Raw genomic sequence first — 13,162 nt, 5'->3', positions numbered from 1 at the left:
AACGTCAGGAGGTTATATTATGCAATTTATACAAATGACTATAGACTTTATACTACATATCGATACACATTTAAGTGCTATTGTACAAAACTATGGAATGTGGTCTTATGCCGTACTATTTCTTATAGTATTTTGCGAGACAGGCCTTGTAGTACTTCCTTTCCTACCAGGGGATTCACTTATATTTGCCGCTGGGGCTTTAGTTTCTGTAAGTTCTATGAATATCTTTACTTTACTTGTAGTACTTATGGCTGCCGCAATACTTGGAGATACAGTAAATTATGAAATAGGCAAGCTATTAGGAAAAGGGCTTTATGAAAATCAAAATATTAAATTTATAAAAAAAGAGTATTTAGATAAGACTAATGAATTTTATGATAAGCATGGTGGTAAAACTATAATACTTGCAAGATTTGTTCCAATAATTCGTACATTTGCTCCTTTTGTTGCAGGTATGGGAAAAATGCATTACACAAAATTCATATCTTATAATATTGTTGGAGGAATTACTTGGGTAAGCCTATTTACTTTAATGGGCTACTTCTTTGGAAATTTACCAGCAGTGCAACATAACTTTACATTAGTTATATTTGCAATAATATTTTTATCTATTTTACCTGGAGCTTTTGCCTATGTGAAAAGTAAGATGGGCAGCAGTGATACAGTGCTTTAAAATATAGATAAACACTGAACAATTTGACATTTTTCCAATAAAAATGCACCCCTTTTGGGGTGCAAAAATTGCTTATTAAATCCAGTCATCAAACCCACTTCTTCTCCCTGTATAAAAGAATTCTGTATGTCTGCATTTTGGACAAACATACACTGCAAAAACTAGGTGTTCCTCGATATCAAATAAAGCACCCAAAATTCCTCTCTTATCATCTTGAGAGTCAAACCTATAATCCTTTAAGTACTCCATTTCTCCTTTACATCTTAAACACTCATAACTTTTTTCCATTATTAACTCACCATCCCTTAATGCCATCCCCCAAATTATACCATATAACGCTTAATATGAATATACCATCATACCAACTGCCTAGTGACTAGAGACTAGAGACTAGCAATTATAATGACTGGTTTCTAGTATACTGACTACTGATAACCTGCTCTACTAGCTCATAATACCTTTGGTCTAGTCCCTATTCTTTCACTTCCTTCTTTATCATTTTCCACACTTCATCAGTGCTTTTTTCCTGTATGTTTTTATATGAGTTTCCATCTAGTGCTGTGTCAAATTGACAAATTGGAGAGTACTCACAAAAACCACAAGGGGTGGCATCTTTTTTCTTATAAGGTTTTATTGAAATATTTCCCTCAAGCATTTCTTCACATAAGTTTACTATTGTCTTTTTTACATAAGCTCTTAATATATCAAATTCTTCTTTTGTAGCAAGTGATCCCATTACATTTTTATAAAATTCCCCTTTGCTGCTTAATGCTACAGGTAAAATATCAGAATATCCATTTACTTCTTTATCCATAGCCTTTATTATATCTACATCTTCAAGTAAAAGTCCTTGCATCTTTAGGTTTTTAAGTATTTTCTTTTCTATTTCTTCAGGAGTTTCCTTACCTGTCCCCTTTACTATAGGGTCATCTATTTTAAAATAAAGCACTCCCGCTGGCAGTGTATTATTTTTTATTTCTTCTTCTAAATCAGTTAAAAGTGCATCCAAATATACTAAAAGCTGAAGCTGAAGACCATAGTACACATCCACCAAGCTAAATTTTTTATTTCCCGATTTGTAATCTATTATTCTTATATATGTGCCTTCTTCTTCTTTTAATGTATCTAACCTATCAACTCTACCTATTAAATTTACTCTTTCTCCTGAATGAAGTTCTACAGAAATAGGAGGGAAATCCCCATTAAAATTAAAAGAAAGCTCTGATCCTTGCGGTTTGAAATCCCCTCTTTTAATTTGATCCCCAATTACCTCCAAAGTCCTTGTAAGAATTTTTTTAACTCCCTTTGCCATATGTTCATATCTAGGAGAACTATTAAAAATTGCCCCTGGAGTACTTTGTATTTTTTCATCTACTAAATTTGCAACTGCTGCTTCATATAAATTTTTATCTGCATTTTCCCAGGATAAATCCTTTTCTCCTAAGTATTTAGTGAAATTATCTAATACCTCATGCATGAAATTTCCAAGGTCTGGTGAAGTAAGCTTATATATTTTTCTATCCTTTGCATTTAACCCATACTTTACAAAATAAGCAAAGGGGCAAGAAGCATACTTTTCTAAACGAGACACGCTTATGCTCATATTGTGCCCATAAAGCTTTCTAACCTTTTGAGTATCCATTATTTCTGCATTATTATTATAACTAAATCCTTGAAGTATTGTATTTAATTTTCTATTCCACTGATCTTTTTCCCTATACCATCTATATACATCCAGCCAGACCTTACTTAAATTCATTTCTTCATTGCTTCCTCTAAGTTCTGATATAAGTTCGTTAAATGTAGCTTTTGGGGTGCTAACCATTTCTATATCTTCTTCTTCAGTATGCTTTGCTATTATATTGCTCTTTTCACAAAGCTCTGGAAATATCTTTTTCATTCTTGATATAACAATGGAAGGTCTTAAGCTTTTGCCTTCTAAACTTGCTATGGGATAACTTAGTCTTAAATATTTACTCATAATGGTTAAAGTAACATAGGTTAAAAACTGCTCTTCAAAAGCCAAGCTCTTTGTATCATTTGCAAGTTCTAGTCCCGTTTCTCTTAAGTTTTCTCTTTCTAAATCTGTAAGAATTCCTTCATCTGCTATAGCTCCCGGAAATATTCCGTCATTTACCCCAACTATGTAAAGTGCTTTTATATCATGGCTTCTAATTCTTTGAACACTACTTACAAGAATTTGATCAATAGCTGGCGGAATTAATCCAAGCTCATATTCTTCAAACCCACTTTTAAGAATTCTGCCAAATACTTCACTATCTATTTTATCTTCATCTATAACTTCAGCAATTTGATCCATTATATCCACAATGGTATCCCATATTTGTCTATATTCATTTACCTTATCTAGTAAATTTTCTTCCTTAAACACTTCTATTAAGCTTTGAGTCTTTTCATCTATCTTAAGTTCTATTAAGAAATCATATAGTGCCTGTGACATTTCCTTACCTGTTTTTTTGCCTTTTATATTTTCATGAAATTCCATTAAAGGCTTAGTTATTTTAAATCTTATTTCATTTATTTTATTTAAGCTTTCCTGTTCTGATTCACTTATTTCATCTCCTGAAAAACTATATTTTATTCTATAATTCCAGGGCGTATCTATTGTCCACTTGTTCCCCCTTATTCCATTTGCTAAAACATAGTTTTCTATAAGATCTATATCTTCCCTTGAAATATCTGTAAGTCCAGTTTTTAAGTATCTAAACACCGCTTCATAGCTCCATCTTTTAACTATAACTTCGATGGAAGACAATATTAAAACTATAAGTGGATTACTAACTATTTCTCTTTTCTTATCTATGAAATAAGGAATGGAATGTTCATCAAAAATTGCCCTTATTAAATTTTCATATCCATCTAAATCCCCTGTAACCACTGCTATATCTTTAAATCTATATCCTCTATCTCTTACTAATGTAAGTATGTCCCTTGCAGTATCTTCTACTTCAGAATACTTATTTAACGCCTTAAACATACATATATCCTTTGTGTCTCCCTTAAAAGTCTTATAAGGATATGCAAATATATTTTGTTCCATGTGACTTAATTCTTTACTTTCATTAAATCTATAACAAGGAGAACATTTTAATGCTATTGGCTTATTAATGGATACATTATTTCTTTCAGCTATCTTTAAGATCTTATCTTCGGTACTCTTGGTAGGATAAAAAAGGTCTAAGTTATCTATTTCACCTGTTTCATTTAAGCCATTTGTAGCTAATGTGATATTTACTCTTTTAGCTTGTTTCATTATTTTTTCTAATATATTATATTGCTGAGGAGTGTAATCAAAAAATTCATCTATCCAAACCTCTGCATTATGAAATAACTTTGATTTATCTAACTTTTCTATAAGTAAGGTTAAATCATCTTCTGAATCGATATATTTTTTATGTAAATTTTCTTCAAACTGAGAATATATAAGTGATATATCTTCCATCTTCCACTGCAAATTTTTCTCCTGAATTGCATTATGAGTTCCATATAAAATTTCTGGACTTATATTATATCTTTTAAATTCCGTTATAAGCTCTGACATTGTACTAACAAATCCCTGTCTTGTTGCAGCTTTATTGAAAATTTTAAGTCTATGGGCATGTTCCTGCATTATCTTATATATAAGCATACTTTTTCCTGATTCATTTATATGCTGATGAATTATTCCACCGACCTCACTAAATACTACTTGAGCAAGTCTTTTAAAACTTAATACCCTTGTCCTTTCCATTGCCTTTTCTCCTATATAATGAATGAGGTTTTTCTCTGTTTGAAAAGAAAACTGCTCTGGAACTAAAAGTATAAGAGAATGTTCTTCATCATTTTCTAATTTTTTTTGTATATCTTTAAAGCAATAGTGACTTTTCCCACTGCCTGATCTTCCATATATAAACCTTAAACTCATTTTTATCACCCTTTGTTAATTTCATTATTAACTTGAATTTATAGTTACTAATTCATTATATCATAGTTTTAAAAGTTCACTTATTTCTTCAAATATTTTACCCATAATCTTATGTTATGTTGTATACATACCATGCCACAAAATAAAAAGTCGATCTAAAAGACCGACTTAAAGCTAAAATTATATATTAAATGTTTCTAGCTACTTCATAAGCATCCCAAATTGCATACATTATATTTTTTACTTCATTTGCATCACCTAATAGTTGTACATTAGGAACATCAAATCTTATTTCATTATATAAATTTTTCTGTGAAACATATCCTATTGCTACTATTGCAGAATCAGCTTCTATTAGTTCTTCCTTATCACCAGATTTAACAATAAATCCATTGTCGTGAGCCTTGCTTACAACACTATTAAATCTAGTATCTATGTTTTTAAACTTTACTAAGGCTTTAAGCATATCTTCATTGGCATGACATAATGGTCCACCAACCGTTAAGATATCATCCTGCATTTCAACAAGTGTAACTTTTTTTCCTTTATTAGCTAACCACAGTGCAGTTTCTGATCCAACAAGTCCACCACCTATAATGATTGCTGAATTACCAGCATCTTTCTTACCTAAAAGCACTTCTTCCGCTGTATAAACTTTGTCTGAGTTATCTATATTTAAAACTTTAGGTGTAGATCCTGTTGCAACTAAAACTACATCAGCATTAAATTCTTTAATCATTTCTTTTGAAACTTCTGTATTGTATCGTACATCTACATTTAATTCTTTTAACTCATTTGTATACCATTTAGCTAGTGCTATATCATCCTCTTTAAAATCAGGAGCTCCACCTGGAATAATATTTCCTCCAAGTCTATCTGTTTTTTCAAATAGTGTGACTTTGTGTCCTCTTATAGCACATACTCTTGCAGCCTCCATTCCAGCTACTCCACCGCCGACTATCATTACATTTTTGTTATCTCTTGCAGGTTCTAGTCCATATTCTGCTTCTCTTCCACAAGCTGGATTTACAGCACAGGATATAGTAGCATATGATGCAAGTCTACCCATACATCCTTCTTGGCAAGAAAGACAAGGACGAACTTTATGATATTTATGAGTCATAATTTTATTAGGTATTTCAGCATCTGCAAGTAGTGGTCTTCCAAGTGCTATCATATCTGTCTTTCCTTGGATTACTGCTTCACTTGCAAGTTCTGGATCCTCCATTCTTCCAGCAGTGATAACAGGAACTTTAAGAACTTTCTTTAATATTTCATTATAAGGAAGATATAATCCCTTTTCCATATACATTGGTGGGTGACTCCAATACCAAGAATCATAGGAACCAACATCTCCATTAAATGCATCATAGCCAGCTTCCTCAAGAATTTTTGCAGCTTCTATACCTTCTTCGATATCTCTACCCTTTTCAGCAAATTCTTCTCCTGGAAGTCCTCCCTGTTTCCAATCCTTTATAAAGCTCTTAATGCTATAACGCAGGGAAACTGGGAAATCTTGTCCACAAGCTTCTTTAATAGCTTGAACTATTTCTATTGCAAATCTTAATCTATTTCTAAGGCTTCCACCATATTCATCTGTTCTATTGTTAAAGAATGAAATTGCAAATTGATCAAGAAGATATCCTTCGTGCACGGCATGTATTTCAACACCATCAAATCCAGCTTTTTTAGCTATAGCTGCAGATTCAGCAAATTTTCTAACGTAAGTTTTTATTTCTTCAACAGTTAATTCTCTACAAGTTACATCTGGAAGCCATCTGTGAGGTATAGCTGATGGAGCTACAGCTGTTCTTCCTACTATTGAAGGTATACTAACTCTACCAAATCCTGCTGATAATTGAAGAAATATCTTTGAACCATAAGCATGTATTCTTTCAGTCATTTTTTTACCAGTTGATATAAAATTTAATGGATTAAGAGTTGGGCAAGGCATAGATGGTAAGTTACATTTTTCAATATCATTCTCAACCATAGTTACACCAGTCATAATGAGTCCAGTGCCTCCCTTTGCCCTTTCAACATAATATTCTACTCCACGTTCATTATATGTTCCATCCGCATCACATAAACCACCAGGGCCCATAGGTGCCATTACAAATCTATTTTTAATTTCAAGCTTACCTATTTTTATTGGTTCAAAAAGAATTTTATGCTTTTCATTCATTACAATTACCTCCCATATAAATTAACTACAAATCAAATGAACTTATTCAATGAATAAATTCAATGAATAAGTTCATTTTACATTCTTGTTATTTATCTGTCAATATGAACTTGATATTTATTTACTAATATTTAAATATAATTTTATAAAATTAATTCACTATGAAATTTGACAAAAAAACTTAATTCAATATAATTTATTGTGAAGTACCTTTTATTGGGAGGTTAATAATGGAAGAACAAAATTTAACTAGTAGACAATTGCAGGCAGCAGCCACTAAAAATAAAATTTATCAAGCTTCAATTGAATTAATGGAAAAAGAGGGATATGACAATATTAAAATTGAAGACATATGCAAGAAGGCTGAGGTATCAATAGGATCTTTTTATAATTACTTTAAATCTAAAAATGATATACTTGTTGAGATATTTAAAAGAGCAGATGATTATTTTAAAAATGAAGTTCTTCATAATCTTAAATGCGATAATTCTATAAATGAAATTATAATGTTTTTCGTTTATTATGCAAAATATGATGAATATGTTGGTGTTGATACAATGAAGCAGCTATATGGTCCAAATAATAAAATGTTTATTACAAAAGGTAGATACATGCAAGAAGTGTTAAAGAATATTATACTTAAAGGACAAGAAAAGGGACAAATATCTACTGATATGACTGCAGATGAAATAAATAATTATCTTTTTGTGGCTGCTAGAGGTATAGCCTATGACTGGTGTATTCATGATGGAACATATGATTTAAAGAAATTTATGGAGAAATATCTAGAGCGCCTTGTTCCTATCTTTAAACCTTAGAAATTATATATTAAATTTTATCAATATATAAGATAAAAAGTCGGTTTAACACAACCGACTTTTTATTTATTGTTTATTTTACTGCATTCCCTTGTTTTGTCTTGATTGTTCATTTAATCTTTTAGCTTCTTCTATTGGAGATTCTCCCATGCTATTTGTAAAACTACTATCTGCACTATTAGTCATATAGCTTTGAGCATAGGCTTGTGATTCATTGTTCTGTCTAGACTTTTCACTTAATCTATTAGCTTCTTCCATTGAATATTGTGAAGCACTATTTGTAAAATCACTATTTGCGTTGTTTGTCATTCCGTTATTCACATTATTAGTCATAGCACTTTGTGCATATCCTGGTTTACCTTTATTTTGTCTTGATAGCTCATTCAATCTTTTTGTTTCTTCAATAAAATTATTATCCATTTTTATTTCCCCTTTCACAATTCATATTTTGTACTTTATTTTTCAGTACAGAATATATTGTGTCCCTTATGTTTTAATATATGATGAAACATTATGGGGCGTATTGATTTCAATAACTTTAAAGTATAATATAATCTATAATTCCAAAATTTTTAAAATAGAATTTATCATTTTTTACATATAATAAATTGTATTTTAAATAGTACATAGGTATAATCAAGTTATACAAAATCTATATAAAGGAATAAATAGAGGATTTATATATGAGTATTTTAAAGTTTAATAAAGTTAACTTTACAGATGGAGAAAAAACTATATTAAAAGACATAAATTTTGAAATAAAAAAGGGTGATTATGTCACCATTGTTGGTCCTTCAGGTAGTGGTAAAAGTACCCTTTTAAAATTATGCAATAATCTTATATCACCTTCTGACGGCTCCATATATTATAATGACAAGAATATAACGGAATATAATCCTGTAGATTTAAGAAAAGATATTTCTTACTGTCTTCAAATTCCTCATCTTTTTGGAGAAACAGTTATGGATAACTTATCCTTTCCTTTTAAAATAAGAAATGCAAAAATAAATATGGACAAGATACATGAACTTACTTATAAATTTAAAATAAGAAAAAACATATTAGATGAAAAGATAATAAATCTCTCTGGAGGAGAAAAGCAGAGAATTTCACTTATGAGAACTCTTATGCATACTCCAGATGTACTTCTTTTAGATGAAGTAACTTCCTCATTAGATGTAGAAAACACATCTATCGTTGAAGATATAGTAAAAGATTTAAATGATAAAGGTGTTACGATTTTATGGATTACTCACGATATGGAACAAAGTTTTAAATATGCTAACAAAAGAATTAACTTAAATTCTGGAGAATTAAAAGAATTGGAGGTGATTAAGTGAATAGCTCCGCATATATAAGTATAAATTCACTTATGATAGCTTCCCTACTTATACTTGTTTCCCTTTTCTTTTCCTATTATCAAAAACTTCATTTAGAAAAAGAAACTATAATTGGAGTTATAAGAGCAGTTATTCAACTTACCATAGTTGGATACTTACTTAATATAATATTTGGCCTTGAAAATCCAATGTTTACTACACTTTTGTTGCTATTTATGACTATAAATGCATCCTACAATGCAGCAAAAAGAGGAAAAAATATTAAGAATGGTTTTATGATATCTTTTATTTCAATATCAATTGGAACTTTTGTAACTTTAGGCATTTTAGTAGCCGCTAGAGCCATAAAATATGTTCCAAATCAAATAATTCCTGTAGGTGGAATGATAATAAGCAACTCAATGATTGCCATAGGACTTTGCTACAAACAAATGATATCAAATTTCAAATTAAAGCGTGAAGAAGTGGAGTCAAAACTTTCTTTAGGCGCAGATATTTCAACAGCTTCCATTGAAATAATCAGAGATGCCATAAAAACTGGTATGATTCCTACAATAGATTCTACAAAAACCTTAGGAATAGTAGCACTTCCTGGAATGATGACGGGTCTTATTTTGGCTGGAACTGCTCCATTAGAAGCAATTAAATTTCAAATAATGGTTACGTTTATGATGCTTTCTACCACCTCAATAACATCTTTTATGTGCTGCTATATGGCATACAAGGGATTCTTTAATGAAAGAAAACAACTTATCTAGTAAAAATCTATAGTCTCCAGTCGCTAGTATCTAAGTTGAATTGCTTTTTATTAAAACTAGCAACTGGAGATTAGTAATTAGTGATCAGTTACCAGTAGCTCTAGAAATTTTACTATGCAAAATTTTCTAATATGGATTTAAAATTCTATTTAATAAACTAGATTTTAATACTCACGTTATTAAAATAAAAAATACTTCTTTTTATAATTAACAATGTTATTCATTATCTACGCTTTCCCAGAACTTATTAATGCTTCGTAATAAATTGGAATCCATTACCCTAGTATAAGGAAACCACTCCTGTGGAAACAACCTTTGATAATTTGAATTTACAAATCTTTCATCGATTAAAAGTATAAGCCCTTTGTCTTCCTCCGAGCGAATAACCCTTCCTGCTGCTTGAAGTACTTTATTCATTCCTGGATAGGTATATGAATAATCATACCCCTTACTATTTTCCTCATTAAAATAATCCATTATTATATCTCTCTCAAAACAAATTTGAGGAAGTCCAACTCCAACTATAATTGCTCCGAGTAGCCTATTTCCCTTAAGATCTACCCCTTCAGAAAATATTCCTCCAAGCACTCCAAATCCAACTAATGTTTCAGCTGCATCTTCTTTAAAATTACGCAAAAATTCTTCTCTATCTTCATCCTTCATATCTGTGCTTTGAGCTACGGTGTTCACTTCACTGTATTTTTCTTCAAATACTTCTTTTACATTTTGCATATAAGTATATGATGGGAAAAACACCATGTAGTTCCCTATTTTTCCTGATGTAAAAGTATTTATGTAATGCGCTATCTTTTCATAGCTCTTTTCTCTAACTTTATATTTAGTGGATATATTTGAACTCACCATTATTGTCCTGTTATTTTTATTAAAGGGAGATTCAAGCCTCATTTGATAATCTCCTTCACTTCCCCCTAATACTTCTTTAAAATAATCCATAGGAGTTAAAGTTGCAGAAAATAAAATTCCTGCTCTCCCCATGCTTAAAGAATCCTTAAGTAATGTTGATGGATCCAAGCAAAATAGCTTTAGTTTTACATCTTCATCACTTAACTTTTCCACATAAGTCACAAAACCTTTTCTATAATATTCGCTTATCCTTAAAAAGGCCATGGTTTCAAAGTACAAGTCTAAAACTTCCTCATAACCTTCTTTACTTTCATTTTCCTTTAGCCACTCTTCTCCTTCTTTTATAAAACTTCTTAAATAAGGATAAATTTCATCTGGTTCTTCATCTTGAAGATAATACCCCTTTTCATCACACTTTTTTCCCAATTCAAGTATTTCTCTATTTATACTACTTAAAGCCATATATATTTTTCTTGACCCATTTTTAATTAACTCTTTGCTTTTATAAAACTTACTTTTATATAACTCAGCAGAATACATTTCCCTTCCTCTATCCACTAAGTTATGAGCTTCATCTATTAAAAACACATAATCCGTCTTTCCTGCATCAAAAAATCTTTTAAGATAAACTCTAGGGTCAAACACATAATTATAATCACACACAACACAGTCTGCCCACAGTGTTAAATCCAGTGCAAATTCAAAGGGACACACATTGTATTCCTGAGAATATTTTACTAAAGACTCCCTTGTAATTATATTTTCATTTTTTAATACTTCCATAATGGCTTGATTTATTCTGTTATAATGCCCCTTTGCATATTCACATTGATCTGCGTTACAACTAGATTCCTTGCAAAAACAAAGCTTTTCCTTTGCAGTTATAAATACAACTTTAAGCTTAAGCCCTTGTTCTACCATTTTATTAAAAGCTTCTAGTGCTACAGTTGAAGTTATAGTTTTTGCTGTTAAATAAAAAATCTTAGAAGTTAACCCTTCTTTCATGGCTTTAACCGTTGGGAAGATAGTGGACATAGTTTTACCTATACCTGTAGGTGCATTTATAAATATATTTTTCTCATCCCTTATAGTTCCATAAACAGAAACTGCCATTTCCCTTTGTCCTTTTCTATAATTTTTAAATGGAAAATTTACAGTTCCTATGCTTTCATCTCTTTCATCAAGCCACTTTTTATTAAAATCAGCCCACATAAAGTATTTATCTATAATTTCATAAAAAAACTCTTCTAATTCTTCAAGGGTATAAGTTTCAACTATTTCTTTTGTCTCTTCCGTATCAACACTTGCATAAGTTAATTGTACATTTATATATTGCAGTTCCTGCTGTTTTGCATAAATATAGGCATAACATTTAGCCTGTGCAAAATGCAGTGGATTGTATTCTTCATCTATTTCTTCTAGGGGCATGGTGGTACTTTTTATTTCATCAATGGTAATTTCTCCATTTTCATTTATTATCCCATCAGCTCTCCCCTCTAGTGTCATTGCTATATCTTTATAATTAAAGGTGTATTTTAAAAACACTTCTGGGGAATATTCCTTTCCTTTAGCTCTTTGTATCCTTTGATGAATTTTGGTTCCTTCTACTGCTCTTCCGCTCCCTGTAAAACCTGCATTTAAGTCTCCAGAACGCAGTATAAATTCCACTAAGTTTCTAACTGAAATCCTTATTTCTTTATTTTTACTCATAAAATCAATCCTTCAAGTAGATATTTTCACTTGCTTTTTATAAACAATTATATCATATTTACATTAAAAACTTAGATGCCAATTGAATTATTAAGTCAACTGAAAATATTGGTCTAATTAAGCTATTTTTTAAGTTTAAAATAATACTCAGGAGTCTCATTATCAATAGCTCTAAATTCATATCCTTTATCTTTATAAAACTTTATTATCTGTGGCAACGCCTTATAAGTATTTCTATTTTTAGAGCTACAATGCATTAATAATATTACAGGATTTACATTTTTATATCCTTTTGTGACCTTTTGAAATAGTTTATATGGTGGTGCCTTTGGCCTTATTCCATCTTTTGAATCTATATTCCAATCATATATTTTGTAGTTTTTTGAATGAAGTTCATCTAATAGAAAAGGAGTTAAGTGCCTCATTCTGCTACCCCAAGGAAAGCGAATGATATTGATATCTTTTCCTATATTCCTCTTTACTTCTTCTTTAGTTTTATTAATTTCGCTTATGAATGCTTCTTGAGTACTATATATTTTTTTAAATTTATGTGTATACGTATGTAACCCTATAGTATGTCCTTCATTATTTATTCTTTTTACAATATCCTCATTTCCTTTAATTTGGTTTCCTATAAGAAAAAATGTAGCTTTAACATCAAACTTTTCTAATACATCCAACACATCATTTGTAGTATGGGTAGGTCCATCATCAAAAGTTAAATATATTATTTTATATTTTTCAATATTACCCATATTTGTGTTTGTTAGAACAGGTACGCCATATACATATTCACCCAAAAAGCAACCCCTAAATATAAAAGCTATACTAAATTTAATCATGATGTTTTTCATTATTATTCTCCTTGCTAGCTCTTAAATTTAAAAGC

The 13,162-nt window shown here is 30.5% G+C and carries 10 protein-coding genes; 4 read left to right on the top strand and 6 right to left on the bottom strand.

Annotated elements, in window-relative coordinates; all coding sequences use genetic code 11:
* Positions 1–19: 19 nt before the first annotated feature.
* Positions 20–673 carry a DedA family protein gene (locus CRN98_RS05360; protein ID WP_097026388.1) on the top strand — a complete coding sequence of 218 codons (654 nt, stop codon included), beginning with the start codon at positions 20–22 and terminating at the stop codon, positions 671–673.
* 75 nt (positions 674–748) lie between these two features.
* Here CRN98_RS05360 and CRN98_RS05355 read toward each other — a convergent pair whose 3' ends face one another.
* From CRN98_RS05355 to CRN98_RS05345, 3 genes are all read right to left on the bottom strand, one after another.
* Positions 749–961, bottom strand: coding sequence for a hypothetical protein (locus CRN98_RS05355; protein ID WP_097026475.1), 213 nt, complete (start codon positions 959–961; stop codon positions 749–751).
* 184 nt (positions 962–1,145) lie between these two features.
* Entirely contained in the window at positions 1,146–4,598 is a 3,453-nt protein-coding gene (addB, locus tag CRN98_RS05350) for a helicase-exonuclease AddAB subunit AddB (RefSeq protein WP_097026387.1), read from the bottom strand.
* 187 nt (positions 4,599–4,785) lie between these two features.
* Entirely contained in the window at positions 4,786–6,783 is a 1,998-nt protein-coding gene (locus CRN98_RS05345; protein WP_097026386.1) for an oxidoreductase, read from the bottom strand.
* 230 nt (positions 6,784–7,013) lie between these two features.
* Between CRN98_RS05345 and CRN98_RS05340 the strand changes: the two genes are divergently transcribed.
* Entirely contained in the window at positions 7,014–7,601 is a 588-nt protein-coding gene (locus CRN98_RS05340) for a TetR/AcrR family transcriptional regulator (protein ID WP_097026385.1), read from the top strand.
* Between the two features lie 78 nt (positions 7,602–7,679).
* Here CRN98_RS05340 and CRN98_RS05335 read toward each other — a convergent pair whose 3' ends face one another.
* Positions 7,680–8,021 (bottom strand): hypothetical protein, encoded by a 342-nt coding sequence (locus CRN98_RS05335; RefSeq protein WP_097026384.1) that lies wholly within the window; start codon positions 8,019–8,021, stop codon positions 7,680–7,682.
* A gap of 263 nt (positions 8,022–8,284) precedes the next feature.
* Between CRN98_RS05335 and CRN98_RS05330 the strand changes: the two genes are divergently transcribed.
* On the top strand, positions 8,285–8,941 hold the full coding sequence (locus CRN98_RS05330) for an ABC transporter ATP-binding protein (protein WP_097026383.1): 657 nt from the start codon (positions 8,285–8,287) through the stop codon (positions 8,939–8,941).
* A complete protein-coding gene (locus CRN98_RS05325) occupies positions 8,938–9,699 on the top strand; it encodes an ABC transporter permease (protein WP_097026382.1) in 762 nt (253 codons plus the stop codon). The genes CRN98_RS05330 and CRN98_RS05325 overlap by 4 nt, the downstream gene beginning before the upstream one ends.
* Positions 9,700–9,915: 216 nt before the next feature.
* Here the strand turns inward: CRN98_RS05325 and CRN98_RS05320 are convergent, their stop codons facing one another.
* Together CRN98_RS05320 and CRN98_RS05315 are read right to left on the bottom strand one after the other, a co-directional pair.
* Positions 9,916–12,273, bottom strand: coding sequence for an ATP-dependent DNA helicase (locus tag CRN98_RS05320; protein WP_097026381.1), 2,358 nt, complete (start codon positions 12,271–12,273; stop codon positions 9,916–9,918).
* 122 nt (positions 12,274–12,395) lie between these two features.
* Positions 12,396–13,127, bottom strand: a complete 732-nt coding sequence (locus CRN98_RS05315; RefSeq protein ID WP_097026380.1) for a polysaccharide deacetylase family protein — start codon at positions 13,125–13,127, stop codon at positions 12,396–12,398.
* Positions 13,128–13,162 lie beyond the last annotated feature (35 nt).

This window comes from Clostridium peptidivorans, assembly GCF_900205925.1.
Lineage (GTDB): Bacteria > Bacillota > Clostridia > Clostridiales > Clostridiaceae > Clostridium_AK > Clostridium_AK peptidivorans.
Note: the sequence above shows the minus strand (reverse complement) of the source record. Positions and strands in the feature narration are given on the sequence as shown.

What these genes read in the sequence shown, in the direction of transcription:
- CRN98_RS05360 (WP_097026388.1), top strand. Translation starts at nt 20, where the DNA reads ATGCAATTTATACAAATGACTATAGACTTTATACTACATATCGATACA.
- CRN98_RS05355 (WP_097026475.1), bottom strand. Translation starts at nt 961, where the DNA reads ATGGAAAAAAGTTATGAGTGTTTAAGATGTAAAGGAGAAATGGAGTAC.
- addB (WP_097026387.1), bottom strand. Translation starts at nt 4,598, where the DNA reads ATGAGTTTAAGGTTTATATATGGAAGATCAGGCAGTGGGAAAAGTCAC.
- CRN98_RS05345 (WP_097026386.1), bottom strand. Translation starts at nt 6,783, where the DNA reads ATGAATGAAAAGCATAAAATTCTTTTTGAACCAATAAAAATAGGTAAG.
- CRN98_RS05340 (WP_097026385.1), top strand. Translation starts at nt 7,014, where the DNA reads ATGGAAGAACAAAATTTAACTAGTAGACAATTGCAGGCAGCAGCCACT.
- CRN98_RS05335 (WP_097026384.1), bottom strand. Translation starts at nt 8,021, where the DNA reads ATGGATAATAATTTTATTGAAGAAACAAAAAGATTGAATGAGCTATCA.
- CRN98_RS05330 (WP_097026383.1), top strand. Translation starts at nt 8,285, where the DNA reads ATGAGTATTTTAAAGTTTAATAAAGTTAACTTTACAGATGGAGAAAAA.
- CRN98_RS05320 (WP_097026381.1), bottom strand. Translation starts at nt 12,273, where the DNA reads ATGAGTAAAAATAAAGAAATAAGGATTTCAGTTAGAAACTTAGTGGAA.
- CRN98_RS05315 (WP_097026380.1), bottom strand. Translation starts at nt 13,127, where the DNA reads ATGAAAAACATCATGATTAAATTTAGTATAGCTTTTATATTTAGGGGT.